The 25,094-nt window shown below is 71.7% G+C and carries 26 protein-coding genes; 11 read left to right on the forward strand and 15 right to left on the reverse strand.

The window, feature by feature from the left end; all coding sequences use genetic code 11:
• Window positions 1-5: 5 nt before the first annotated feature.
• The 4 genes from ACSURM_RS19765 to ACSURM_RS19780 form a co-directional block, all read right to left on the reverse strand.
• Complete coding sequence (locus ACSURM_RS19765) at window positions 6-1,559, reverse strand: SCO6880 family protein (protein WP_436956707.1); 1,554 nt, start codon at window positions 1,557-1,559, stop codon at window positions 6-8.
• Window positions 1,556-2,905: a hypothetical protein gene (locus tag ACSURM_RS19770; RefSeq protein WP_436956708.1), complete on the reverse strand. Its 1,350-nt coding sequence runs from the start codon at window positions 2,903-2,905 to the stop codon at window positions 1,556-1,558. Before ACSURM_RS19770 ends, ACSURM_RS19765 begins: the two co-directional genes overlap by 4 nt.
• Window positions 2,895-3,740 (reverse strand): hypothetical protein, encoded by an 846-nt coding sequence (locus ACSURM_RS19775; RefSeq protein ID WP_436956709.1) that lies wholly within the window; start codon window positions 3,738-3,740, stop codon window positions 2,895-2,897. The genes ACSURM_RS19770 and ACSURM_RS19775 overlap by 11 nt, the downstream gene beginning before the upstream one ends.
• A gap of 171 nt (window positions 3,741-3,911) precedes the next feature.
• The gene (locus ACSURM_RS19780; RefSeq protein WP_436956711.1) at window positions 3,912-4,220 is read right to left on the reverse strand and encodes a hypothetical protein; all 309 of its coding nucleotides are present in this window, start codon (window positions 4,218-4,220) and stop codon (window positions 3,912-3,914) included.
• Between the two features lie 380 nt (window positions 4,221-4,600).
• Here ACSURM_RS19780 and ACSURM_RS19785 point away from each other — a divergent pair, with 380 nt between their 5' ends.
• The 3 genes from ACSURM_RS19785 to ACSURM_RS19795 all read left to right on the forward strand — a co-directional run bounded on the left by ACSURM_RS19785 (window position 4,601) and on the right by ACSURM_RS19795 (window position 7,414).
• Complete coding sequence (locus tag ACSURM_RS19785; protein WP_436956712.1) at window positions 4,601-5,371, forward strand: trypsin-like serine peptidase; 771 nt, start codon at window positions 4,601-4,603, stop codon at window positions 5,369-5,371.
• Window positions 5,372-5,486: 115 nt separating this feature from the next.
• Complete coding sequence (locus tag ACSURM_RS19790) at window positions 5,487-6,488, forward strand: NlpC/P60 family protein (RefSeq protein ID WP_436956713.1); 1,002 nt, start codon at window positions 5,487-5,489, stop codon at window positions 6,486-6,488.
• 230 nt (window positions 6,489-6,718) lie between these two features.
• Entirely contained in the window at window positions 6,719-7,414 is a 696-nt protein-coding gene (locus ACSURM_RS19795) for a phosphatase PAP2 family protein (RefSeq protein WP_436956714.1), read from the forward strand.
• 74 nt (window positions 7,415-7,488) lie between these two features.
• Here the strand turns inward: ACSURM_RS19795 and ACSURM_RS19800 are convergent, their stop codons facing one another.
• Complete coding sequence (locus tag ACSURM_RS19800) at window positions 7,489-9,051, reverse strand: FAD-binding oxidoreductase (protein WP_436956715.1); 1,563 nt, start codon at window positions 9,049-9,051, stop codon at window positions 7,489-7,491.
• 327 nt (window positions 9,052-9,378) lie between these two features.
• Between ACSURM_RS19800 and pstS the strand changes: the two genes are divergently transcribed.
• From pstS to pstB, 4 genes are all read left to right on the forward strand, one after another.
• Window positions 9,379-10,506, forward strand: coding sequence for a phosphate ABC transporter substrate-binding protein PstS (gene pstS / locus ACSURM_RS19805; protein WP_436956716.1), 1,128 nt, complete (start codon window positions 9,379-9,381; stop codon window positions 10,504-10,506).
• Between the two features lie 121 nt (window positions 10,507-10,627).
• Entirely contained in the window at window positions 10,628-11,632 is a 1,005-nt protein-coding gene (gene pstC, locus ACSURM_RS19810) for a phosphate ABC transporter permease subunit PstC (protein WP_436956718.1), read from the forward strand.
• Window positions 11,629-12,675, forward strand: coding sequence for a phosphate ABC transporter permease PstA (pstA, locus tag ACSURM_RS19815; protein ID WP_436956720.1), 1,047 nt, complete (start codon window positions 11,629-11,631; stop codon window positions 12,673-12,675). Before pstC ends, pstA begins: the two co-directional genes overlap by 4 nt.
• 83 nt (window positions 12,676-12,758) lie before the next feature.
• Entirely contained in the window at window positions 12,759-13,535 is a 777-nt protein-coding gene (pstB, locus tag ACSURM_RS19820) for a phosphate ABC transporter ATP-binding protein PstB (protein ID WP_189992700.1), read from the forward strand.
• Between the two features lie 134 nt (window positions 13,536-13,669).
• Here the strand turns inward: pstB and ACSURM_RS19825 are convergent, their stop codons facing one another.
• Window positions 13,670-14,668 (reverse strand): inorganic phosphate transporter, encoded by a 999-nt coding sequence (locus tag ACSURM_RS19825; RefSeq protein ID WP_289966539.1) that lies wholly within the window; start codon window positions 14,666-14,668, stop codon window positions 13,670-13,672.
• A 7-nt stretch (window positions 14,669-14,675) separates the two neighbouring features.
• Window positions 14,676-15,296, reverse strand: coding sequence for a DUF47 domain-containing protein (locus ACSURM_RS19830; protein ID WP_015493282.1), 621 nt, complete (start codon window positions 15,294-15,296; stop codon window positions 14,676-14,678).
• 215 nt (window positions 15,297-15,511) lie between these two features.
• Here ACSURM_RS19830 and ACSURM_RS19835 point away from each other — a divergent pair, with 215 nt between their 5' ends.
• Window positions 15,512-15,820: a metal-sensitive transcriptional regulator gene (locus ACSURM_RS19835; RefSeq protein ID WP_189992696.1), complete on the forward strand. Its 309-nt coding sequence runs from the start codon at window positions 15,512-15,514 to the stop codon at window positions 15,818-15,820.
• 24 nt (window positions 15,821-15,844) lie between these two features.
• Here the strand turns inward: ACSURM_RS19835 and ACSURM_RS19840 are convergent, their stop codons facing one another.
• Both ACSURM_RS19840 and ACSURM_RS19845 read right to left on the reverse strand, forming a co-directional pair.
• A complete protein-coding gene (locus ACSURM_RS19840) occupies window positions 15,845-16,006 on the reverse strand; it encodes a hypothetical protein (protein WP_289966574.1) in 162 nt (53 codons plus the stop codon).
• A gap of 117 nt (window positions 16,007-16,123) precedes the next feature.
• On the reverse strand, window positions 16,124-16,984 hold the full coding sequence (locus tag ACSURM_RS19845) for a hypothetical protein (protein ID WP_436956722.1): 861 nt from the start codon (window positions 16,982-16,984) through the stop codon (window positions 16,124-16,126).
• A 110-nt stretch (window positions 16,985-17,094) separates the two neighbouring features.
• On the opposite strand from ACSURM_RS19845, the gene ACSURM_RS19850 reads away from it, so the two are divergent.
• Together ACSURM_RS19850 and ACSURM_RS19855 are read left to right on the forward strand one after the other, a co-directional pair.
• The gene (locus ACSURM_RS19850) at window positions 17,095-17,259 is read left to right on the forward strand and encodes a hypothetical protein (protein ID WP_436956724.1); all 165 of its coding nucleotides are present in this window, start codon (window positions 17,095-17,097) and stop codon (window positions 17,257-17,259) included.
• Between the two features lie 493 nt (window positions 17,260-17,752).
• A complete protein-coding gene (locus tag ACSURM_RS19855; RefSeq protein ID WP_189992690.1) occupies window positions 17,753-17,923 on the forward strand; it encodes a hypothetical protein in 171 nt (56 codons plus the stop codon).
• Between the two features lie 163 nt (window positions 17,924-18,086).
• Here the strand turns inward: ACSURM_RS19855 and ACSURM_RS19860 are convergent, their stop codons facing one another.
• The 6 genes from ACSURM_RS19860 to ACSURM_RS19885 form a co-directional block, all read right to left on the reverse strand.
• Window positions 18,087-18,503, reverse strand: coding sequence for an NUDIX hydrolase (locus ACSURM_RS19860; RefSeq protein ID WP_436956726.1), 417 nt, complete (start codon window positions 18,501-18,503; stop codon window positions 18,087-18,089).
• Between the two features lie 16 nt (window positions 18,504-18,519).
• On the reverse strand, window positions 18,520-19,650 hold the full coding sequence (locus tag ACSURM_RS19865) for a CHAD domain-containing protein (RefSeq protein WP_436956727.1): 1,131 nt from the start codon (window positions 19,648-19,650) through the stop codon (window positions 18,520-18,522).
• Entirely contained in the window at window positions 19,631-22,009 is a 2,379-nt protein-coding gene (locus ACSURM_RS19870) for an RNA degradosome polyphosphate kinase (protein WP_436956728.1), read from the reverse strand. The genes ACSURM_RS19865 and ACSURM_RS19870 overlap by 20 nt, the downstream gene beginning before the upstream one ends.
• Before the next feature lie 103 nt (window positions 22,010-22,112).
• The gene (locus tag ACSURM_RS19875) at window positions 22,113-23,147 is read right to left on the reverse strand and encodes an ABC transporter permease (protein WP_436956730.1); all 1,035 of its coding nucleotides are present in this window, start codon (window positions 23,145-23,147) and stop codon (window positions 22,113-22,115) included.
• Window positions 23,144-24,037 (reverse strand): ABC transporter ATP-binding protein, encoded by an 894-nt coding sequence (locus ACSURM_RS19880; RefSeq protein ID WP_436956732.1) that lies wholly within the window; start codon window positions 24,035-24,037, stop codon window positions 23,144-23,146. The genes ACSURM_RS19875 and ACSURM_RS19880 overlap by 4 nt, the downstream gene beginning before the upstream one ends.
• Entirely contained in the window at window positions 24,034-24,420 is a 387-nt protein-coding gene (locus ACSURM_RS19885; protein WP_289966526.1) for a GntR family transcriptional regulator, read from the reverse strand. Before ACSURM_RS19885 ends, ACSURM_RS19880 begins: the two co-directional genes overlap by 4 nt.
• 131 nt (window positions 24,421-24,551) lie before the next feature.
• Between ACSURM_RS19885 and ACSURM_RS19890 the strand changes: the two genes are divergently transcribed.
• The gene (locus ACSURM_RS19890) at window positions 24,552-25,094 is read left to right on the forward strand and encodes an RNA polymerase sigma factor (protein WP_189992676.1); all 543 of its coding nucleotides are present in this window, start codon (window positions 24,552-24,554) and stop codon (window positions 25,092-25,094) included.

A 25,094-nucleotide genomic window follows, 5' to 3' on the forward strand; every position in this document is an offset into this window, starting at 1 on the left:
AGCCCCTACCTTCGGATGCCGGTGGCGAACGGAAGTGTGTTCACGAAGGCGCGGTGGTGCTCTCGGTCGCACCACTCCAGCTTGAGGTACGACTTGCCGGCGGAGGCCCTTATCGTGCGCTTGTCGCGGTTGAGGGCCTCCGGGGAGCGGGCGGAGACGGTGATGTAGCCGACCAGGTTGACGCCGGCGGCGCCGCTGGCGAGGTCCTCGCCGCGCTGGTCGAGCCGGTTGTGCGCGGCGATGTCCCGGGGGTCGACGGTCCGGTTCATCTTGGCGGCGCGGGACGCCTCGGCCTCGTCGTTGGTCTTCTCGGTCAGCATCCGCTCGATGGCGACCTCGGTGGGTTCCAGGTCCATGGTCACGGCGACCGTGCGGATGACGTCCGGGGTGTGGACGAGGAGCGGGGCGAGGAAGTTGACGCCGACGGGGGTCATCGGCCACTCCTTCACCCAGGCGGTGGCGTGGCACCAGGGGGCGCGGGTGCTGGACTCGCGGGTCTTGGCCTGGAGGTAGGTGGGCTCCACGGCGTCCAGCTCGGCCGGCCAGGCGTTGCGCTGGGTCATCGCCTGGATGTGGTCGATGGGGTGGTCCGGGTCGTACATGGAGTGGATCAGGGAGGCCAGCCGGCCCTGGCCGAGCGGCTGGCGGACCCGGATGTCGGCCTCCTGGAGCCGGGAGCAGATGTCGGTCAGCTCGCGGGCCATGACGACGGCGAGTCCGGCGTCCCGGTCCACCTTGCCGCGGGTGCGGGCGGCGCGGGCCATGGCGTGGGCCTCGGCGGCCAGTTCCCGGCTGTAGTGCATGCAGGCGACGAGGTAGGCGCGGTGCTGCTCGCTGCTGGTGGAGACCATGGACTGGAGCTGGTCGTAGGAGTTCTGGAGCCAGTCCGGGGAGCGGTCGTCGCCGCGCACGGCGACGTCCTTGGCGTGCGCGTCCGGGTCGGCGGGCAGGGTGCGGGCGAGCATCTGCAGCCGGGTGACGAAGCCGTCGCCGTTGGCGACGTGCTTGAGCAGCGTGCCGAAGCGGTCTACCAGGGCCTCCTGGTCCTCGGAGTCGCGCAGGCCGACGCCGGGGCCCTCGATCTCGATGGCGGCGGTGACCGTCTTGCGGTCGGCGTGCAGGAGGACGGCGATCTCGTCCGGGCCGAAGGGCGCGGCGAGCCAGGTGATGCGGCCGATGCCGGGCGGCGGGCCGACCTCGATCTCGCGGCCGTCGAGGCGGGTGCCGGCCTCCATCGCGCCGGACCGGTAGACGGCCGCGCTCTTGACGGTCCGCTTGTACGAGCGGTTGATCTCGAACCACTTGTAGAACGTGCGGTGCTTGTACGGCACGTAGACCGCGGCGAGCGCGAGCAGGGGGAAGCCCATGAGCAGCGCGATCCGCAGGGGCAGGACCGGTACGAGGAGGCCGCACATCATGCCGAGGAACGCGCCGGCGATGATCAGGGCGATCTCGCCGGATTCACGGTTGCGGCCGATGATCGCGTTCGGCCGGGCGCGGCCGATGAGATACGTACGGCGGGGCGTGACCGGATGGGACAGGTGGGACTCGGTCGTCAACGCCCTTCACCTCCCGAGCGGTTGTTGCGGGTGTTGCTGGCGTGCGGGGTGTTGACCGGGCTGGACGCGCGGGGCGCGGGCGTGGCGGAGGGGACGGTTCCGCCGCCGTTCCCGCCCGGGGTGCGGCTGCTGTGGGCGGTGACGCCGCCGGAGGCGGGGTTGGCCTGGCGCGGGGCGCTGCCCGACTGGCCGGCGCCGGCGTTGCTGTCGGCGCGGGTGCTGTGGGTCTTGATGCCCTGGGCGACGAGGGTGGCGGGGGAGCTGATGACGGCGGCGGCCTTGCCCTCCGCGCCCCGCATGATGCGGTTGTTGCGGCCGCTGGCGATCTCGTCGCCGAAGCCGGGGACGAAGCGGTAGATCATCGCGCTGGCGAAGATGGCGAGCAGGATGATGGCGAGGCCGGAGACGACGGCGGAGAAGGCGTCGGGGCCGTTGTCGCCGGACAGGGCGCCGGCCAGGCCGAGGACGATCACGATGACGGGTTTCACGAGGATGACGGCGATCATGATGCCGGCCCAGCGGCGGACGTGGCCCCACAGGTTCTTGTCGACGAGTCCGGCGTAGACGACGGTGCCGAGGAGGGCGCCGACGTAGAGGAGGGCGGCGCGGATGACCAGTTCCAGCCAGAGGACGCCGGCGGCGAGGATGCTGACCAGGGAGACGACGATCAGCATGATGGGGCCGCCGCCGATGTCGTTGCCCTTCTTCAGGGCGCCGGAGAAGGTGCTGAAGAACGTGTCGGCCTGGTCGCCGGTGGCTTTCGCGAGGACGTCGGTGACGCTGTCCGTGGCCGAGACGACGGTGTACAGGATCAGCGGGGTGAAGGCGGAGGCCAGCACGGTCAGCCAGAGGAAGCCGACGGCTTCGGTGATCGCGGTGGTCAGCGGCACGCCGCGCACCGCGCGCTTGGCCACGGCGAGCAGCCACAGCAGAAGCGTCAGGATGGTCGAGGCCGCGAAGACGATCGCGTACTGCTTCAGGAACGCCTGATTGGTGAAGTCGACGGTGGCCGTCTCCTTGACGGCCTGACTGAGCTTGTCGACGGTCCAGGAGGCGGCCTCGGCGCAGCCCTTGGCCAGCGACGACAGCGGGTCGAGAGTGGAGTTGTCCGGGGCGAGGTCGCTGGTCTTCCCGGGAGTGTTGCCGCGCTCGCAGTACTCCTTGGCCTCGCCGGAAATGGGTCCGCAGTTGACCCCGCCGTTCGACGGCGAGGGGGACGGGCTGCCGGACGGGGTGGGCGTGGGCGAGGGTTCCGCGAAGGCGCGCGTGGCCAGCAGTACGGCCGTGGTCTGTACGGCTGTCACGACTCCGGCGAGCTTGAGCGCACGCTGCGGGCTACCGGGCATAGGTGAACCCTCCGTACTCTTCGATGGCTTTGCTGATCTCGTCGGAGGTGGCGGCTCTGTCGTCACCGGGTACCGGTGCGGGGCCGTCCTGCTGCGTCTCGGAGCTGATCTTCCAGTCACCGTCCGACCAGCGCAGGTCGAACGTCCAGGTCTTCCAGGACGAGGTGACGGGGTCGGTCGAGGTGCTGCTGGCCATGCCGATGAGGCCCGCGTACCAGACCGCGACCTTCGCGGTGTCGCCCTTGTACTCCCGCACAGTGGTGCCGATCGGAATCACACGGGAGACGAACGTGCTGTCCTTGGGCGGGTTGCCGGCCGCGTCGAGGCCCATCTTGGCGAGGAACTCGGCCGAGTAGGCCTGGTCCATGGGGCCTCTGAGGCGGGCCGCCGCCTCCTGGGTGTAGAGCAGATCCAGGAGACGGTGACGGCTGTCCTTGTTGAACATGCCCGTCGAACCCAGGGCCACGGCGTAGTTCGAGGCCGCCGACTGGGCTCCCTGTTCGGTGTGGGCGAACCCCGTCGGGACACCCCCGGACTTGGTCTCCACCGGACGCGTGCCGCTCGCCGCCGTCGCGGAGGTCGCGGGCTGGTCGCTCTTCGTCGTCGCCCCCGTCGTCTCCTCCCCGCCCCCCCGGTTCGCGAAGGCGATGGCGGCGATGAGGAGGACCACCACGCCGACCACCGTGATCAGGCTTCGGGAGGAGGAGCGCTGGGGGCGGCGGGGGGCGCCGCCGTAGGGGTCGGGGTCGGGGAGGCGGGTCCGGGTCTGGCCGGGCTCCGGGTGGTCGCCGTAGCCCTGGTAGTCGCGGTACCCCTGCTCGTCTCCGGGACTCATGCCGCGTACGCCCCCTCCACCTCGTAGACATACGACGGTAGCCGTGCTGGTTCCCGCGCGGGCGCGGTGTGGTGACTCGACATCAGGGAAACGCAACCTCAGCCGGTGGGCACGACGGATGGGTGGGGTGGAGGGGACAGCCGTGGCCGGGCGTGCCCGGGGCGGGTGGGGTTACACCGCCATGCCGTACACGATGGTGAACAGTGTGCCGAGGGAGCCGATGATGAAGACCCCGGTGAGGCCGGCGATGATCAGGCCCTTGCCCTGCTCCGCGCTGAACGTGTCCCGCAGGGCCGTGGCGCCGATACGCTGCTTGGCCGCCCCCCATACCGCGATGCCGAGGCACAGCAGGATCGCGACGGCCATGACCACCTCGATCATCACCTTGGCTTCGTTGCCCAGGCTGCCGAAGGGGCCCCAGTCCGGAGCGATCCCGCCGATGATGGTGTTGATGTCTCCCTTTTCGGCCGCAAAGAGCATGTAAGTCACCGCCCCTGGTGGGTAGTTCCGCGAGCCCCTGCGGGCGCAGAGGTCAGGCCTCATTGTCGCCGACAACGTCGCCAACGTATGTCGACTTGGCGTCATTCACCGGCGGGTTTCGTCTAAGTGGCGCCTACCGTCACTCTGTGTATCACGGCAGGTCACCCCGGGCAATGAGGTCGGAGCGGAACCTGGTGTGCGGTTCCGTCGTTGACCCCCTTTACGACCTGCGCGGCTTCGTCGGCCGGCCGGGTGAGCCGTCGCGTCGATGTTCTCACGGGCGGGGCGGCGGGCGGGCTCGTCCCGGTGTGCGGAATCACAGGGAAATCTCAGGGAACTCGGGGTTTCCCGCTCACCTTTGACGGTGAGACTCGGTCCCGATGAAGCGCATCTCACGCGGCTCGGCCACCTCGCGGCCCGCGCTGCTCGGCGCGGTGGTGCTGCTGGCGCTGACCTCGGCCTCCGTGGCCGCCGCCGACGACGGGCCGGGGCCGTTCGGGGTCACCGTGGACGCCGTCGCGAACCGGTGGAGCGCGCGGGTGGGCGCGCTGTTCGCCGCGGACGGGGCGGGCCGTCCGGCCGGCGGTCACTTCTGCACCGCGTCGGTGGCGCACAGCCCCGGCGGTGACCTGATCGTCACCGCCGCGCACTGTCTGGACGATCCCGGCCGCGACCTGGTGTTCGTGCCGGGCTACCGGGCCGGGCGGGCGCCGTACGGGGTGTGGAAGGTGACGCGGCGGTACCTGCCCGACGGGTGGACCCGGGACCGGGACGAGGACAGCGACCTCGCCTTCGCCACCGTCGCGGGGCGGGGCGGTGGCCGGGTGGAGGACGCGGTGGGCGGATACCGGTTCACGCCCGGCGTGGCCACCGGCGCGACCGGGGTGACCGTCACCGGGTACCCGGCCTCCCGCGAGGTCCCCATCACCTGCACCGACAAGCCGGCCCGGCACGGCCGTACCCAACAGCGCGTCGACTGCCCCGACTTCACCGGAGGCACCAGCGGCAGCCCCTGGGTCAACGGGGACCACGAGATCGTCGGGGTCCTCGGCGGTCACGAGGAGGGCGGCAGCACGGCCGGGACCTCGTACAGCGTGGCGCTGGGACGCGGGGCGGCGGAGCTGTACGAGGAGGCGGCGGGGCCCTCCTGACCCGGGCCGGGAGCAGGCCGCCGCGGAGCCCCATGTGCGCGCGTCCCAGCGCGAAATGACGCCACATCATGAGAAAGGACTCTTGGATCCGCCCGGGATGGGGGAAAGTTGAACCGTGCGGAAGTCATGGGTGATCGGTGGGGCGGCGGGCGCGCTCGGCGTGAGCTTCGTGATGCTGCTGGTCGTCGGTGTGTACATGGTGGCCGGAAGCCTGGTCAACGGGGTGACCTCGGGGAGCCGGGGGCTGGCGAAGGGGGCGGTGCCGGCCGCCTACAAGTCGTTGGTGCAGCGGTGGGGCAATCTGTGCCCGGCGATCACGCCCGCGCTGCTCGCCGCGCAGCTGTACCAGGAGAGCGGGTGGAACCCGACCGTCGTCAGCCCGGCCGACGCGCGCGGTATCGCGCAGTTCATCCCCAGCACCTGGGCGACGCACGGCATCGACGGCGACGGTGACGGAAAGCGGGACATCTGGGACCCGGACGACGCGATCCCGTCGGCGGCCTCGTACGACTGCGAACTGGCCAAGTACGTCAAGGACGTGCCCGGTGACGTCTCCGACAACATGCTCGCCGCCTACAACGCGGGCGCCTACCGGGTGATCCGGGCGGGCGGGGTGCCGGCCATCAGCGAGACGCAGAACTACGTCAAGCGGATCCGCAGCCTGGAGAAGAGCTTCGCCGCGCCGGTCAGCCGGCTCGACCCCACCCGGCAGGCCGCCGGTGCCATCGCCTTCGCGCAGAGCCGGCTCGGCACGCCGTACCTGTGGGGCGGCAACGGCACCCCCGAGCAGGGCGGGCGCTTCGACTGCTCGGGGCTGACCAAGGCGTCGTACGAGAAGGTCGGGATCAGGCTGCCGCGCGTGGCCAACGACCAGTACAACGCCGGGCCGCACCCCTCGCGGGACGAGCTGCTCCCCGGTGACCTGGTCTTCTTCTCCGACGACCTCACCGACTCGCGGGCCATCCGGCACGTGGGGATCTACGTCGGCGGTGGGTACATGATCGACGCCCCGCGCACCGGCGCCGTGATCCGCTTCGACCCGATCGACACCCCCGACTACTTCGGCGCGACACGGGTGACGGAGGAGGGCGCGCAGGCACTTCCCACGGCCGTGTGAACGATGCGTGAAGCTGCCCCCTGAGCTGCGCCGACGAGTCTCTCTTCGATAACGTCTGCGTGATCATTCAGTGGAGAGTGGAACGTATTCATGGTGCCCGTGCGTTCCTGTTGACGTAGCCCGGCGGACGTCAGTACGGCAGTGCAGCGGAAGCGGATCTACGAACCACGGGGGGCTGGAGCGACGCACACCCGGTGCGTCCGGACGAACGACGAAGGGGCCGCAGCACCATGGCTGTACTCGCCGAATCCGGATCGAACCCCGACGTCGACCTGCTCTACGACATCAACGGCCTGGCCAAGGACGCGCCGCACTGGTTCGACCGGGTCATGGAGTTCGTCGGCGAGTACGGGCTGCTGCTCGCCATGGTGCTGCTGGTCCTGTGGTGCTGGTGGGGCGTGCGGCGCCGGGGCGGCGAGGAGGCGGCGCCGTCGGTGGCCGCGCTGGTGTGGGCGCCGCTCGCGGCGGGCCTCGCGGTCCTCGTGAACGTCCCGATACGGGGCTTCGTGGAGCGCCCCCGCCCGTTCCGGGACCACCAGGGCCTGGACGTCCTGGTCTCCGGCAAGGACGACTTCTCCTTCGTCAGCGATCACGCGACGCTCACGATGGCGCTCGGTGTGGGCCTCTTCGTCGCCAACCGCCGCCTGGGCCTGGTGGGCATCGGCCTGGCCCTGCTGGAGGGCTTCTGCCGGGTCTACATGGGCGTGCACTACCCGACGGACGTCGTGGGCGGTTTCGCGCTGGGTACGGCCGTCGTGCTGCTGCTGTCCCCGATCGCCACGGCGCTGCTCACCCCGCTGATGCGGGCGGTGGAGCGTTCGCCGCGGGTGGGCTGGCTCGTACGGCGGCGGACGGCGGCGGACGTCCCGGTGCTGCCGGGCGCGCGCCGCTCGGCGGAGACCGGCGAGCGGGACCTGGCGGCGTAAGCGGGAAAGCGGGAACGGGCCGGCTCCTCCTCGGCGGGGGCCGGCCCGTTCCCGTTCTCGAACCCTGTCGGGTTCTACAGCCCCTGCGGGTGCGAGAAGAACCGCTTGGGGTCGTACTGCTTCTTCACCTTGTCCAGCCGCGCCGCCGCGTCCCCGTAGTACGCCTTCTTCCAGTTCTTCAGCGTGGGGTCGGTGTAGTTCTGGTAGGCAGCGCCGGAGGCGTACGGGGCCATCGCCTTGTGCGCCGACGTCAGCCAGGACTGGGCCGTGGTGCCGGCGGTCCCCGCGCCCCAGGAGGCGATGTACTGGGCCAGCATCCGCGAGCGGCGGTGGACGAAGGCGGTCGCGGTCGGGGAGACCCGGTTGACCGCGCCGCCGAGCGCCGTGAAGGCGATGCTGCCGGCGCCGCCGCGCACCGCGGCGATCTGCCGGAGGGCGGTCTGGATGCCGGCCGCGGACAGCGAGCGGTCGAAGAAGTCGGAGCGGGCCGCGTACGTCTCCCGGCCGAGCCGGCCCTGCGGGGAGCGGCCCGGGGTGGAGCCCGGCAGATGGCACTGGGCGTCGGTGGCGAAGGAGGAGCAGCCGGCGTAGACCTCCATGGCCTCCTCGTAGCCGCGGCGGCGCAGCGAGACCGAGCGGGCACTGGCGCCGGCCAGATGGGCCAGGCGGTCCACGGCGTTCTGCAGCTCGCGGTAGGTGCCGAGGGAGAAGCAGGAGACGGAGACGGTCGGGGTGCGGCCCGGCGAGCAGGCCAGGTGCAGGGCGGACCAGATCTCGTCGGGCTGCGACGGGCCCCACTCCTGCCAGGCCTTCAGCACCTTGGCGGCCTTGGACCAGGGCCAGGTCAGATGGGCGGTGACGGCCTGCGGCGCGGCGTGGGTGCGGAAGTGCAGCTCGGTGACGACGCCGAAGTTGCCGTTGCCGGCGCCGCGCAGCGCCCAGAACAGGTCGGCGTGGTGGCCGGTGTCGGCGGTGAGCTGGGTGCCGTCGGCGGTGATCAGGGTGGCCTGGGTGAGGCTGTCGCAGGTCAGGCCGTAGGCGCGGGAGGCGACGCCGTGGCCGCCGCCGAGCACCAGGCCGGAGACGCCGACGCTGGGGCAGGAGCCGGCGGGTATGGTCACGCCCTTCGCGGCGAGCGCGCGGTAGACGTCGATCAGCTTGGCACCGGCGCCGACGACGGCCTGGCCGCCGCCGACCCGGATCCGGTTCAGCCGGGACACGTCGACGATCAGCCGCTGGTCGCCGGAGGAGTAGCCGGCGTAGGAGTGGCCGCCGTTGCGGATGGCGACCTTGACGCCGTGCGCGCGGGCGTACGCAAGGGTGGTGCGGATGTCGGCGGCGTGCGCCACGTAGGCGACCGCGGCCGGTTTCAGGCCGTCGAAGCGGGTGTTGTAGAGCTGGTGGGCGGTCTTCCAGGAGGCGTCGCCGGGGCGGACGAGGGTGCCGTCCAGGTCCCGGGCGAGGGCCGTCCAGTTCGCGGCGGCCCTGGTCGGGCCGGTGGTCCGCAGGGCGGCGAGGGAGGTCGTGCCGGTGAGGGTCGCGGGGGGCGCGGAGGAGTCCCCGCCCGCCGTGCACGCGGTGAGCGCGGTCGTCGCCAGGGCGGCCGCGCCGCCCGAGATGAACGTACGCCGTTCCATGTCGTCGCCCTTTCCTCGGCTCCTGTGGAACGAGACGGCGCCCCGCGCCGCGGGGTTCCGCCGAACGGGTGAGGAACGGCGTACGGGGGTTCGAGTGGCCGGCTCGTCGGAACCTCCATGTGCTCTCCCCGTGAGCATTCCGTGACCTAACCGGGCTGACGGCAGGGGTTCACTCTGCGTTCATTTCTGGCCATCGGCGGCTTCACCTGTTCTGCCTAATTTCGGCCGTACCCGGTGCGGAGTGCGGCATGGATTGCGCTCGCGCGCACCGCACTCACTCACCTCGCGCGCCGCCGATCGCGGCGGCTCCTGGAAGGACTCCCGAAAGTGAAGCTTCAGCGCAAGAACCGGCTGCGCGCCCTCTCTCTCGGTGCTGTCGCCGTCTCCAGTGCCCTGGCCCTGACGGCGTGCGGCTCCGACGACAACGGCGAGGGCAAGGGCTCCGGGGGCTCGTCCGCCGCCGCGAGCGCGGGCTCCGTGAAGTGCGACGACGCCAAGGGCCAGCTGCTCGCGGACGGTTCCTCGGCGCAGAAGAACGCGATCGACGCCTGGACCAAGGTCTTCTCCCCGGCCTGCCAGGTGCAGATCAACTACAAGGGCGCCGGCTCCGGCGCCGGTGTCACCTCCTTCACCCAGGGCCAGATCGCGTTCGCCGGTTCCGACTCCGCGCTGAAGCCCGAGGAGGTCGCCGCCTCCAAGAAGGTCTGCGAGGGCGGCCAGGGCATCGACCTGCCGATGGTCGGCGGCCCGATCGCCCTCGGCTACAACGTCCCCGGCGTGGACAACCTCGTCCTGGACGCCCCGACCATCGCCAAGATCTTCGACAGCAAGATCAAGAACTGGAACGACGAGGCGATCAAGAAGCTCAACCCCGGCGCGAAGCTCCCCGACCTGAAGATCCAGGCCTTCCACCGCTCCGAGGACTCCGGCACCACGGACAACTTCACCAAGTACCTGCTCGCCACCACGCCCGAGAACTGGAAGTACTCCGGTGGCAAGGCCTGGCAGGCGCAGGGCGGCCAGGCGGCCTCCGGCTCCTCCGGCGTGGCCCAGGGCGTCAAGCAGAACTCCGGCGCGATCGGCTACTTCGAGCTGTCCTACGCCAAGGGGCTCGACACCGTCGCCATCGCCACCGGCGCCAAGGCCCCGGTGAAGCCGTCCACCGAGTCGGCCACCGCGGGCATCGCCGCCGCCAAGGTCGTCGGCACCGGCAAGGACCTGGCGCTCCAGCTCGACTACAAGACCAAGGCCGAGGGCGCCTACCCGATCACCCTGGTCACCTACGAGATCGTCTGCGACAAGGGCAACAAGGCCGACACGCTGCCCGCCACGAAGGCGTTCCTGCGCTACGTCGCCAGCGAGGACGGCCAGAAGGTGCTGGCGCAGAACGACTACGCCCCGATCCCCGCCGAGATCATCGCCAAGGTCCGCACCACCATCGAGGGCCTGAGCTGACCTGATCCGTGAGTGTGCGGCCCGGCGCCCGCCCGGGCCGGGCCGCACCCGTCCGGTGCACCGCCGCCACGAGCCGCGCCCCCCTGGCAGGGGGCCGCGGCTTAGCAGACCGGAGAACCCGATGGACATATCGACGACAACCGACGTTCCCCCTCCCGCCTCCCCGCCCTCGCCCGTCGAACGCAAGCGCGCGGCCCGCGGCGCCTCCCGGCCCGGCGACCGCGTCTTCCTCGGCCTGTCGCGCGGCTCCGGCATCCTGCTGCTGGTGATCATGGCCGCGATCGCGGTCTTCCTCACCTACCGCGCCTCCCTCGCGATCAGCAGGGACCACGGGAACTTCCTGACCACCTTCGAGTGGAACACCAACCTCAACCCGCCGGTCTTCGGCATCGCGGTGCTGGCCTTCGGCACGGTCGTGTCCTCGGTGATCGCCATGGTCATCGCGGTCCCGATCGCCGTCGCGATCGCGCTGTTCCTCACCCACTACGCCCCGCGCCGGGTGAGCGGCCCGATCGCCTACGTGATCGACCTGCTCGCTGCCGTGCCGTCCATCGTCTACGGCCTGTGGGGCGCCCTGGTCCTCGTGCCGCACCTGCGCGGCCTGTACGGCTGGCTGGACACCTACCTCGGCTGGACCGGGATCTTCGCCTGGGAGGAAGGCGCTCCGCGCACCATGCTCGCCGTCGGCATCCTGCTGGCGATCATGATCCTGCCGATCATCACCAACGTCAGCCGCGAGGTGTTCCGGCAGGTCCCGCGGATGCACGAGGAGGCCGCCCTGGCCCTCGGCGCCACCCGCTGGGAGGTCATCCGGATGTCCGTGCTGCCCTTCGGCCGCTCCGGTGTGATCTCCGCGTCCATGCTCGGCCTCGGCCGCGCCCTCGGCGAGACGATGGCCGTGGCCACCGTGCTCTCCCCGGACTACGACATCCACGCCAGCCTGCTGAACCCCGGCGGCGGCACCTTCGCCCAGAACATCGCCAGCAAGTTCGGCGAGGCCTCCGAGCAGGGCCGGGACGCGCTGATCGCCTCCGGCCTGGTCCTCTTCGTCATCACCCTGCTGGTCAACGGCGCGGCCCGCGCGATCATCGCCCGCCGCAAGGAGTACTCGGGGGCCAACGCATGAGCACCGCAGCCGTCACCGACAAGCGCCCCGGTTCGCTGAGCGGCGCCCGCCTGCCCAAGTGGTCCCCCTGGGCGATCGCCGCCGGGTCCGTCGCCGTCGCCGTGGGCATCGGCCTGGGCGCGGACCTGCACAGCGAGATCCAGTGGGGGCTGATCGCCGCGATCCTGTTCGTCCTCGGCACCTACGGCATCGCCGCCCGGGTGGAGGGCCGCCGGCAGGCCAAGGACCGGGTCGCCACCTCGCTGGTCTGGGTCGCCTTCCTGCTCGCCGTCGTCCCGCTGGTCTCCCTGGCGTGGACGACCGTCTCGCGCGGCGTGAAGGTGCTCGACGTCTACTTCCTCACCCACTCCATGGGCATCGTCGCCGACACCGAGACCGGCGGCGGCATCTACCACGCCCTCATCGGCAGCCTGGAGCAGGTTGGCCTCGCCACCCTCATGGGCGCCCCGGTCGGCGTGCTCACCGCCATCTACCTGGTGGAGTACGGGCGCGGCCGGCTCGCCCGGTCGGTGACCTTCTTCGTCGACGTCATGACGGGCATCCCGTCGATCGTCGCGGGCCTGTTCATCCTCAGCCTGATGCTCATCCTGGAGCTGGAGCCGTTCGGCTTCGCCGGTTCGCTGGCCCTGGCCATCCTGATGATGCCGGTCGTCGTCCGCTCCACCGAGGAGATGCTCAAGCTCGTCCCGAACGAGCTGCGCGAGGCGTCCCTGGCGCTCGGCGTGCCCAAGTGGCGGACCATCCTGAAGGTGGTCCTGCCGACCGCCATCGGCGGCATCACCACGGGCGTCATGCTCGCCATCGCCCGGATCGCGGGCGAGACCGCGCCGGTGCTGCTGCTGGTGTTCGGCAACCCCTTCATCAACAACGACCCGTTCGAGGGCGCGCAGGCCTCGCTGCCGCTGTACATCTACCAGCAGTACGCCGCCGGTGGTGACCCGGCGTACGACCGCGCGTGGGCGGCGTCCCTCACGCTGATCGCCTTCGTGATGATCCTCAACCTGGTGGCCCGCGGAATCGCCCGCTGGAAGTCCCCGCGCTGACCCGCCGCGGCCACCGCCGCCTGGCCGGCCGCCGACGCGGCCCCACAGCGACCGAGCTTGAATTTCCTGGAAGTGAAGCAGACATGGCCAAGCGAATCGACGTAAGCGGGCTCACCGCCTACTACGGCTCCCACAAGGCGATCGAGGACATCTCGATGACCGTCGAGCCGCGCTCGGTGACGGCGTTCATCGGCCCCTCCGGCTGCGGCAAGTCGACGTTCCTGCGCACCCTGAACCGGATGCACGAGGTGACCCCGGGCGGGCGCGTCGAGGGCAAGGTGCTCCTGGACGCCGAGGACCTGTACGGCGCCGGGGTCGACCCGGTGTCCGTGCGCCGCGAGGTGGGCATGGTCTTCCAGCGCCCGAACCCGTTCCCCACGATGTCGATCTTCGACAACGTGGCGGCGGGTCTGCGGCTGAACGGCAACTACAAGAAGAGCGAGCTCAACGACATCGTCGAGAAGTCGCTCAAGGGCGCGAACCTCTGGAACGAGGTCAAGGACCGGCTGAACAAGCCCGGCTCCGGGCTCTCCGGCGGCCAGCAGCAGCGCCTGTGCATCGCGCGGGCCATCGCGGTCGAGCCGAAGGTGCTGCTCATGGACGAGCCGTGCTCGGCCCTGGACCCGATCTCCACGCTCGCCATCGAGGACCTGATCGGCGAGCTGAAGGACCGGTTCACGATCGTCATCGTGACCCACAACATGCAGCAGGCGGCGCGGGTCTCGGACCGTACGGCGTTCTTCAACCTGGCCGCGGTGGGCCAGCCGGGCCGGCTGGTGGAGATCGACGAGACCGAGCGGATCTTCTCCAACCCGTCGGTCCAGGCCACGGAGGACTACATCTCCGGCCGCTTCGGCTGACCGGCGACTCCGCCCCGGCCTCGCCGGGACGGGACGGACCCTCGCGGTGCTGCATGGCGGTGCCACCGCGAGGACGCAGAAGGGCCCGCCCCCAGCTCCCGGGGGCGGGCCCGTCGCGTCGTTCCGGTGGGGTCCTACAGGGCGACCAGCTTCACGATGCCGAAGGCCAGGGCCGCGACCAGGGCGGCGGCCGGCATGGTGATGAACCAGCCCAGGACGATGTTCTTGGCCACGCCCCAGCGGACCGCGTTGACCCGCTTGGTCGCGCCCACGCCCATGATCGCCGAGGTGATGACATGGGTGGTGGAGATCGGCGCCTTGAAGATGAACGCGGTGGTGAACATGATCGACGCGCCGGTGGCCTCGGCCGCGAACCCCTGCGGCGGGTCCAGCTCGATGATCTTGCGGCCCAGGGTGCGCATGATCCGCCAGCCGCCGGCGTACGTGCCCAGGGACAGCATCACCGCGCAGACGATCTTCACCCAGACCGGGATCGGGTCGCCGAACGTCTCGTGGCCGGAGATCACCAGGGCCAGCACCACGACACCCATCGTCTTCTGGGCGTCCTGGAGACCGTGGCCGAGCGCCATGCCGGCGGCCGAGACGGTCTGGGCGATGCGGAAGCCCCGCTTGGCCTTGTGCGGGTTGGACCGCCGGAACAGCCACATGATCGCCGTCATGACCAGGTAGCCGACGATCAGGCCGACGAACGGGGAGACGAACATCGGGATGACGATCTTCTCGACCACCCCGCCCCACAGCACGTCCGTGCCGCCCGCCAGCGCCGCTCCCACCATGCCGCCGAACAGGGCGTGCGAGGAGGACGAGGGCAGGCCGAAGTACCAGGTGACCAGGTTCCAGACGATCGCGCCGACCAGGGCCGAGAAGAGGATGCCCATCCCCGTCGAGCCCTGGGGGGTCTCGATCAGGCCCTCGCTGACCGTCTTGGCGACGCCGGAGCCCAGGAAGGCGCCGGCCAGGTTCATCACGGCCGCCATGGCGAGCGCCGCCCGCGGGGTCAGCGCCCGCGTCGACACCGAGGTGGCGATGGCGTTCGCGGAGTCGTGGAAGCCGTTCGTGTACGTGAAGAAGAGCGCGACGCCTACGGTCGCGATCAGGGCGAAGGTGTCCATCGACGCCTCAGGACTCCTTGACGGCGATGGTCTCCACCGTGTTCGCCACGTGCTCGAACGCGTCCGCCGCCTCTTCCAGGACGTCCACGATCTGCTTGAGCTTCAGCACCTCGATGGCGTCGTACTTGCCGTTGAAGAGGTGGGCGAGCAGCTTGCGGTGGATCTGGTCGGCCTGGTTCTCCAGCCGGTTGACCTCGATCCAGTACTCGGTGAGGTTGTCCATGGTCCGCAGGTTCGGCATGGCCTCGGCCGTCAGCTCGGCCGCGCGGGCCAGGACCTCGATCTGCTGCTCGACGCCCTTGGGCAGTTCCTCGACGTTGTAGAGGACGACCAGGTCGACGGCTTCCTCCATGAAGTCCATGATGTCGTCCAGGGAACCGGCGAGGGCGTAGATGTCCTCCCGGTCGAACGGCGTGATGAACGAGGAGTTCAGCTGGTGGAAGATCGCGTGCGTGGCGTCGTCACCTGCGTGTTCCGCGGCCCGCATACGCTCTGCGATCTCGGCCCGGGCGGAGGAGTCCGCCCCGAGCAGTTCCATCAGGAGTTTCGAGCCCGTGACGATGTTGTCCGCGGACGCGGCGAACATGTCGTAGAAGCTCGTCTCCCTGGGGGTCAGACGAAAGCGCACGTGGGGTCCTCGGGGTGCTTCGGTTTCGGTCAGGCTGATGCTAGGCGCATCATCCGGCCACGGCTAACGGGCCGCATCCCAGTGTCGCCCATCAGCCGCGGTGATGAGCACAGGGGCGTACGAAGGCCCCCTTACCCCGCAAAGTTCGTTACCATATACCCAGTAGGGGTATCTATCCCTTTTGTCCGCAACTCGTCCCGAGACGGAGGCCCGCGATGACGACGACGACCGAGGCCGGCGCCACGCACGGCTACCACAAGCAGAAGGACGAGCACCTCAAGCGGCTGCGCCGCATCGAGGGGCAGATCCGCGGTCTGCAGCGGATGGTGGACGAGGACACCTACTGCATCGACATACTCACGCAGGTCTCCGCCTCCACCAAGGCCCTGCAGTCCTTCGCGCTCCAGCTGCTGGAGGAGCACCTGCGGCACTGTGTGGCGGATGCGGCCCTCAAGGGCGGCGACGAGATCGACACGAAGGTCGACGAGGCGACGAAGGCGATCGCCCGCCTGCTGCGCACCTGAGCGAGGTGGCCGTGCGGGCCGGGCTCAGCCCGGATTCCGTTCCTCGGCGACGCGCAGCACCTCGTCGATGCTCTCCAGGCTGAGCCGGTCCTCGGCGGCCGAGGCCGCGATGATCAGCTCTCCGCAGAGTTCGATCTCGGCGAGGGCCACGTGGTCCTGAACCGCCGTGCCGCCGACCGGAGCCACCCGCCTCACCTCTTCCCTGCCGTCACCGCCTCCTAGGGTAGGCAGTGGTCCGCGCCCCGCGCATGGCACGGACGGGCTACTTACAAAGGGACGTCTGGTACTAGTGCCTGGCCGGAATCAGCCGCTCTCGCCGGGCTCGTCCCCGGCGACCCGGCCCGTGTAGATGTCCGCCGGGGCCGGCAGCCGGACGTCCGCCGCCGTGCCGAAGCCGTACAGCAGCAGGGTGGAGGCGACCGCGACGGTGGCCTTGGCGTGGCCGTTGGAGAAGCTGAAGCGCTGCCGGAGCTTGCGGATGCGACCCTGGTCGTCCAGGTAGGCGTCGAACGGCACCCGGGCCGTGGCGAACCCTTTCGCCGCCGCGGCCAGCGCCGCCCGGTTACCGGCCGAGGCGTACCGGGCCGCGTGGCCGAGATCGGCGGTGCCCCGGTAGTGGCGTACGGCCGTCCCGGCGACCTCCGTGCGGCCCACGAGGGTCGCCTCGCGGGTCCCGCGCAGCAGCTCGGCCGCCAGGTACGGGTCGGTGGCGCCGCCGGTGACCAGATTGCCGTCGGACAGCGTCGCGGTCTCCACCCGCACCCACTTGTCGGCGGGCACGCCCGCGCCCCGGTTCTTCATGTACAGCGCGCCCGGGGTGAGGAGTTCGGTGATGGGCCGGTGCCCGGCGGCGCCGGTGGGGTCCGCGGGGAGCATCACGGTGAGCCGGCCGAGGCGGCGGCGGTAGTCGTAGACGCCCCGGCCGCGGATGGTGACGCGGGTGCCGCCGGTGGCCATCTCCATGGAGGTGCCGGCCTTGGAGCTGCCCGCGTCCCGCAGCGCCCGCGCGGCCCGGTGCAGCGCGCCCAGGGGGTCGCCCGCGCCCTTGACGTCCTCGGCGGCGGCCCCGCTGCCGGAACAGCCGCAGACGCCCGTCGTGAGGCCGAGGAGGATGACCGTCGCGGCGGCCGTCCTGCCCGCCCGCCTGTGCTGCCGCCGATCCATCGCCTGCCTACCCCCAGCCGGAGTGTCCGTCACGGGCCCCCTGTCGTCCGGATAACGACGGCTGGGGAGTGCCGTCACGCGCCGCCGCGCGCGCTGGATACGGTGGCCCTGTGGCACTCACCTCGGCGCGGCAGGACGGGCAGGAACACCGCACCACGACGACCGAACAGGGCCGCTTCTGCGTGGCCCGCTGCACCTGCGGCTGGCGCGGCCCCGCCCGCCGCGCCCGCAGCCAGGCCCGCACGGACGCGGAAGCTCACGCGACGGACGGCTGACGGGCCGGGCCCCGGTGTCTTGCTGGGCCCCGGTGTCTTTCGGTGCCGGGCGCCCGGGCCGCACCTCCAGGCCGTACCCGGAGCTGTTCTCCACGCCGTACCGCAACGGCGTGCGCGGTGGCACGGCGGTAGTGCGCGGCCGACTGGTCCGGTGGCGGAAACGCTGCCGGTTCACCGGCGGGAGCGGTTTGCAGTTTCACGTTGTCAAAGCGCGGACAAGCCAGGGTTGGGGAACGAGCACTGACCGCCCCGCAGCTTCCGGAGTGGATCAGCGCTCATCGGCCGCCGGGCACCCGCTGCTACCCGGCCACCGCGTCAGGGTGCCGCCGCGGTCGTCCGACCACCGCTGAGACTTCCGCCCGACCGGAGCGCAGGGGCTCCTGCGCTCTCCGCCGCGCTGTGCGGCGGTCCCGACGCCCGGGGGCGCCCGTCCGCCAAGGGCGGCCCGCCACCGGGGCGAACAAACCATCCCGTCCACCGAAGGAGAACAGCAATGCCCGAAACCATGCAACTGACCGACCTCGACGCCCTCATCGGTGACCTGGAGACGCGTATCACCGAGGACACCCTGCTGCCGTCCGGCGCCTACACCGAGGGATGCAGCGGCGTCTGCACGGTCATCGTCTGTGACACGGTGGTGATTTGTAGCGGCATCGGCTGCTGACCGTCTCCCAGTCCCATCTCCGCGGCAGCGGTGCTCCGAGGCCGCCGTACCGGCGTTCCGTCCGGGCTCGCCCGGGAGGGACGCCGGTCGACCTCGCCCTGGAGGGACGCCGTCGGCCCGGAGACCGTCGCTCCCCGCTCGGCGCGAGCGCCCCGGGCACCGGTCACTGGCCGGCGTCGATCGCGGCGAGCGCCGGGGGAAGGAGTTCCCTGTCCCCCTCGTAGGTCAGCCGTGCGCGAGCGGCGTCCGGCGGCAGCCAGAGGAGAGCGCTTATCTCGTCGGTGGGGGTGAAACTCCCACCGGTCGACTCGGCGACCCAGTAGGTGACCTCCTTCTCCCGGCCCGCGCGGTCGACGTAACGCCGGGAGGGCAGGGACGCCCCGAGCCGGCACGTGTGGCCGGTCTCTTCCCGCACTTCGCGCAGTGCGGCGGCGCGGGCCGTCTCCCCCCGCTCCAGCTTGCCCTTGGGCCAGGACCAGTCGGACCACTTCGGCCTGTGGACCAAGGCCACCTCGATGCCGCCCGAGGCGGCGCGGCGCCACAGCACGCAGCCGGCCGCCTGGACCACGGTGTCGGGCACGCCGTCTCCTCCTGGCTCAGGGCGCGTCGACCGTCTGCTTCTGCCACGCCTGCTGGAACGCGAACCGGGCCGCCTCCACCTCGTGCCGCTGGTCGGCGTGGAGCACGCCGAGGGCGTAGGCGGTGGCCGGGGTGATCCGGGGCGTACGGGCCGCCTGGGCCGCCGCCGCTGCCGCCTCCGAGGCGTCCCGGTGCCGGTTCAGCGCCTGCCCGGCCGACAGCAGCCGTACGTCCAGCGGGGCGTCGCCGCCGTGCAGCACCTCACGGGCGTACCGGTACAGCCGCAGCAGCAGCCGGACCTGGTGCCAGGGGCCGTCCTGGGGGTGTGGGGACGGCTCCGGGGACAGGCCGTGGACCAGCGCCTCCGCGTTGTAGGGATGGCCGGCGGTGACCAGGGGCAGCGCGGTCACGGCGTCCGTGAGGCGTTCCTCGGCGGCGGCGGCCAGCGGTCCCAGCTCGGTGCCGGGCGCGGCCGGGGCGAGGGGGACCTCGCTGGCCAGCACGGCGACCTTGTCGGCCACCGCGTGGAAGCGGGCGGAGCCGAGGGCCTGGAGCGCCGTGGAGTGGGCCCTGGTCCGGGCCAGGGTGAGCTGGCGCTCCAGCAGGGCACCGGCCTTGGCCGCGCCGACGGTGAGGGTGCCGCGTTCCGGCGGTGCCGTGGCGTACGCCGGCCCGCCGGGGTTCACCGTCTTGCCGGGCAGGGCACGGCCGCCGGCCACCATCGCGTCGACCGTCTGCACGGGCAGCGCCGTCACCCCGGACAGCCGGTGCAGCGCCAGCAACAGCCGTTCCAGGCGCGCCTGGTAGGCGTGCTCCAGGCCCAGCGTGCCGGACAGCCAGGCCAGTTCGGGGCGGATCTCCTCGGACCAGTCGGGGTCGAGGAGCGGGCGGAAGGTGTGCAGGCTGCCGCTGATGCGGCGGGCCGAGCGGCGCAGGGCGCGCGCCGCGTCGACGGACTCCCGCGTGCCGTCGCCCGCCCCGCTCGCCCCCGCGCGCGGGGGAGCGCTCCCGCCGTTGCCCCCGGTCTCCCGGTGCAGGCGCAGGGCGCGGAGGAACTCCGTGGCCTGGGCGCGCAGGTAGTCCGCGAGGGCGTCACCCGCCACCGCCTCGGCCGTGGGGTCCGTCTGGTCAAGGTGTCGCTGTGCCACGCCGGCGCCTCCGGGCGTCTATGAGCATCTCCTGGACGTTGCGCAGGGGCCCGCCGTCCCCGTCGGTCGCGTGCCGCGTCCACTCGCCGTCCGGGCCGAGGTGCCAGGAGGCGGTGGTGTCGGACATGCCGGTGTCCAGCAGCCGGTTGAGGGCTGCGCGGTGGCCGGGGTCGACGACGCGGACCAGGGCCTCTATCCGGCGGTCGAGATTGCGGTGCATCATGTCGGCGCTGCCGATCCACACCTCGGGCTCGCCGCCGTTGCCGAAGGCGAACACCCGGGAGTGTTCCAGGAAGCGGCCGAGGACCGAGCGGACCCGGACGTTCTCCGACAGGCCGGTGACACCGGGCCGTATCGCGCAGATGCCGCGCACCCACACGTCCACCGGCACGCCCGCCTGGGACGCGCGGTAGAGGGCGTCGATGAGTGCCTCGTCCACGATCGAGTTGACCTTGATCCGGATGAAGGCCGGCCGGCCCGCGCGGTGATGCTGGATCTCCTTGTTGACGCGGGAGATCAGGCCGTCACGCAGCGACTTGGGCGCCACCAGCAGCCGGCGGTAGGTCTCCCGGCGGGAGTAGCCGGACAGCCGGTTGAACAGGTCGGAGAGGTCCGCGCCGACCTGGGGGTCCGCGGTGAGCAGGCCGAGGTCCTCGTACAGGCGGGCCGTCTTCGGGTGGTAGTTGCCGGTGCCGACGTGGCTGTAGCGACGCAGGACCTCGCCCTCCTGGCGGACCACCAGGGACAGCTTGCAGTGGGTCTTCAGCCCGACCAGGCCGTAGACGACGTGACAGCCGGCCTCCTCCAGCTTGCGCGCCCACTTGATGTTGGCGTGCTCGTCGAAGCGGGCCTTGATCTCCACCAGGACGAGGACCTGCTTGCCGGACTCGGCGGCGTCGATGAGCGCGTCGACTATGGGCGAGTCGCCGGAGGTCCGGTACAGGGTCTGCTTGATCGCGAGGACGTCCGGGTCGGCGGCGGCCTGCTCCAGGAAGGCCTGCACAGAGGTGGAGAAGCTGTCGTAGGGGTGGTGCAGGAGCACGTCCCGGGCGCGCAGGGCGGCGAAGATGTCGGGCGGGGACGCCGACTCCACCTCGGCGAGGTCGCGGTGGGTGCCGGCGACGAACTTCGGGTACTTCAGCTCGGGCCGGTCCAGCGAGTGGATCCGGAACAGGCCGGTGAGGTCCAGCGGGCCGGGCAGCGGATACACCTCGGCCTCGGAGATCTTCAGCTCGCGCACCAGCAGGTCCAGCACCTCGCGGTCGATGGACTCCTCGACCTCCAGACGCACCGGCGGGCCGAAGCGGCGCCGCATGAGTTCCTTCTCCAGGGCCTGGAGCAGGTTCTCGGCGTCGTCCTCCTCGACCTCCAGGTCCTCGTTGCGGGTGACCCGGAAGGCGTGGTGCTCCAGGATCTCCATGCCCGGGAACAGTTCTTCCAGGTGGTTGGGGGCGGCGATGACGTCCTCGAGGGGGACGTAGCGGCCCGGGGATGCCTCCAGGAAGCGGGACAGCAGCGGCGGCACCTTCACCCGGGCGAAGTGCTTGTGGCCGCTGACCGGGTTGCGCACGACGACGGCCAGGTTCAGCGAGAGGCCGGAGATGTACGGGAAGGGGTGCGCGGGGTCGACGGCCAGCGGGGTGAGGACGGGGAAGATCTGGTTCCGGAAGAGCGTGAAGAGGCGGGCCTGCTCCTTCTCCGTCAGCTCCTGCCAGCGGACCAGGTGGATGCCCTCCTCGGCGAGCGCGGGGGCGACGTCCTCGTGGTAGCAGGCGGCGTGCCGGGCCATCAGCTCGCGGGAGCGGCCCCAGATCATCTCCAGCACCTCGCGCGGCTGGAGCCCGGAGGCGGACCTTGTCGCGACGCCGGTGGCGATGCGGCGCTTCAGCCCGGCCACCCGGACCATGAAGAACTCGTCCAGGTTGCTGGCGAAGATGGCGAGGAAGTTCGCGCGCTCCAGCAGCGGGGTGGCCGGGTCCTCGGCCAGCTCCAGGACCCGCTCGTTGAAGGCCAGCCAGCTGCGCTCGCGGTCGAGGAAACGTCCCTGGGGCAGGTGAGCGCCGACGGCCTGGGCCTCCTCGTACGCGTCGAGGTCCGAGTCGAGGTCCGCGTCGAGGTCGGGCGCCAGGCCCGAGACGGTGCCGGACACGGCGTGCTGCCGGTGCGCGGCGATGGAGCCCACGGGGGGCTGGGGCGTGTGCGGGGCCTCGGCCTGGGTCTCGTGCTGCCTCATGAACCCATTCTTCCCCGCCTCGGGTGACACGGGCGCGTCGGAACGCGCGGGCGGGAGCCGTACGGTTCCGCTGCCCGCGGCGGGCCCCTCGGGGGGCGGCGAAGGCTCTGGCACGACGGGTGTCATTGGCCGAGCGTCGCAAGCCAGGCTGAATCAATGGTTACGGCGACATGACGTGTGGGATAGCGGGGGGCGGCCCGAAGGGGGCTCGAGCGATGCCGCGACGAGATCAGACGGCGGCCGGCGGGGTGTGGGCGCGGGCCGGGCGGCGGCCGGTGGTGCGGCGGAGCAGCAGGCGGAAGGCCACCACGGTCAGCACGGCGGTGAGGGCGAGCACGGCGGCGGCCCCCACCAGGTGCAGGGGCCAGTAGTGGGCGTAGGGGTGGTAGTCGACGTAGAAACCGGTGGCGTGCCGCCGGTCGTTGAGGGCCTGGCACGCCGGGACGGCGTCGGAGGCACAGGACGAGGCGGGTGTCCGGGTGCCGTCCGGGGTGATGATGCCCTCCCCGGTCTTGATGCCGGGGTAATAGGTGAATCGGCCGCGGCCGAAGGTGCCGGTGACGGTCGGCCACAGGTGGGGCAGGGTCAGGTGGACGGCGGTCCACAGCGCGGCCGTGGCGAGCACGGAGCCGCACAGCGCGGCCAGTGAGCGGCCGAGCACCAGCCCTAGGAAGGCACCGGTGACCAGGCCCGCCAGCGCCAGGGCGACGGTCAGCGGGCCGCCCGCGTAGAAGGTGGTCAGGTCGTACCAGTCCTCGGCGCTGTCGATCCGGCCCCGGCCCGCGGACCACGCCAGGTGGTGCAGCCACACCAGCGGGACGGTGCCGGCGGTGACCAGCCCCGCCGGGACGGCGAGCCGCGCGGCCAGCCAGCGCAGCGGCGAGGTGCCCTGGGTCCAGGCGAGGCGTGCCGTGCCGGTCTCCATCTCACGGCCGGTCAGCGCGGCGCCCGACCAGGCGGCCACCAGGAACGGGAGTGCGAGGACGGCGAGGGTCGTGTACCGGTAGACGTCCTTGTACCGCAGGATGGCGTCCTGGTCGTACGCGCACGGGGCGGGCCCCTGGCAGTCGGGGTCGGTGTCGTACTGGTGCCAGGCCGTCGCCGCGGCGTCGGTGAGCGGCCCCGACAGCCACACCAGCGCGGCGGCCAGGCCCACGACCAGGACTGTCCAGGTGTACACGGCGGGTCGGTGCAGCCGCAGCAGCCAGCGGATCTGGCGCGGGGTGGCGGTGGGCGGGGCGGTCGCGGTCGGGAAGGCGGTCACGCGGCGTTCTCCTGGTGCTCGGCCGGGTGCAGGGCGGGCGCCGCCGGGTTGCGCAGATGGGCCAGGACCAGTTGTTCCAGCGTGGGCGCGGCGGTGCGGCAGCCGCCGGGGACGGGGCCGGCCGGGCGGATCAGGGCGGACAGCCGCCGTCCCGTGGCCCGGGACTCGACCACGGTGTGGCCGTCGAGGTCGGCGGGGTCCGTGACGCCGGAGATCCGCAGGTGGGCGGCGAGCAGGTCGTCGATCTCGCCGGCCAGCCGGATCCGTCCGGAGCCGACCAGCAGCAGGTGGTCGCAGGAGTCCTCCAGCTCGGCGACGACGTGCGAGGACATCACGATGGTGGTGCCGTACTGGGCGGCCTGGTTCATCAGCGCGCCCATCAGGTCGTGCCGGGCCAGGGGGTCGAGGTCGGCCATCGGCTCGTCCAGGAGCAGCAGCTCGGGCCGTTTGCCGAGAGCGAGGGCGAGCGCGACGCGGGTGCGCTGGCCGCCGGACAGGGAGCGGACGCGGGCCCCGGGATCCAGTTCCCCGGCGGCCACGACCCGTTCGGCGCCGGCCGCGTCCCAGCGGGCGGGGTTGAGGTCGGCCCCCATGCGCAGCGTCTCGGCGACGGTGAGCTGCGGGTACAGGGGCTTGTCCTGGGCGACGTAACCGACCCTGGGCCGGGCGGCGGCCGGGGTGGTGCCGAGCACGGTCACCGTGCCCTCGGTGGGGGCGGTGAGCCCGGCGGCCAGGGCGAGCAGGGTGGACTTGCCCGCGCCGTTGGGGCCGACGACCGCGCACACACGTCCGGTGGGCAACCGGAACGAGCAGTCCCGCAGGGCCCAGCCCGCCCGGCGGCCGAACCGTTTCCCCAGAGCGTCGGCCCTCAAGGCCGTGCCGCTGCTCATGTCGGGTCTCCCTGGAAGTGCGTGTCGAGTACGGCGGTGAAGAGCGCGGCCACGTCGTCCCGCTCCAGCCCCGCAGCGCGGGCCCGCGCGGCCCACTCCTCCAGCTCGCCCCGGAGCGGGGAGCCGGCCGGGGCGGTGCCGAGGGCGTGCCGGACGAAGGTGCCGAGCCCGCGCCGCGCCTCCACCAGGCCCTCGCGTTCCAGTTCGCGGTAGGCCTTCAGGACGGTGTTGGGGTTGACGGCCGTGGCCTCCACCACCTCGCGTGCGGTGGGCAGCCGGTCCCCGGGGACCAGCAGGCCGAGGCGCAGGGCCTGTTTGGTCTGCTGGACGATCTGGACGTAGGTGGCCACACCGCTGCGCCGGTCGATGCGGTACTGGACCACCGGGCCACCACGCTTTCACTAATTGAGTAGTGAAAGCGTGGTGGAGGGGGCTTCCGTAAGTCAAACGCGGCTTCCGGAAAACGAACGCACCGGCCGTGAACCGTTCGGCGGGTCCCTTCCGATGAGGAGATGTGAGCGAGACGAGAAGCGACGCGGAGCTGCTGCGGGCCATCGCGGCGGACCGCGACCGGCACGCCTTCGAGGAGCTGTTCCGGCGGTACGCGCCGTGGCTGACCGCGCGGCTGCGCGGGCGCTGCGCCGACGCCGGGGTCGTGGACGACATCGTCCAGGAGACGTTCCTCGCGATCTGGCGGGGCAAGGCCCGCTACCGCCAGGAGGGCGAGGTGGCCGGCTGGCTGTGGCGCATCGGCTCCCGTCGCCTCGTGGACGCCCAGCGCGGCGACGGCGCGCGCGGCCGGCTGCGGCAGGCGCTGGCCCGGTTGCGCCACCGGGACGAGGTGTCCGCCGAGGACCGGGTGCTGGCGGGCGTGGAGCACGGGGACCTGGCGGGCGCACTGGTCCGGCTCTCCCCGGAGCTGCGGGCGGTGCTCCAGGCGACGGTCATCGACGGGCTGACCACCCGGGAGGCGGCGGACCTGCTCGGGATTCCGCCCGGCACGGTCAAGACACGGGCGATGCGGGCCCGGAAGCAACTGCGGGAGGCACTGGCATGA

The sequence above is a fragment of the Streptomyces sp. SudanB182_2057 genome, from assembly GCF_964272715.1.
Lineage (GTDB): Bacteria > Actinomycetota > Actinomycetes > Streptomycetales > Streptomycetaceae > Streptomyces > Streptomyces rubradiris.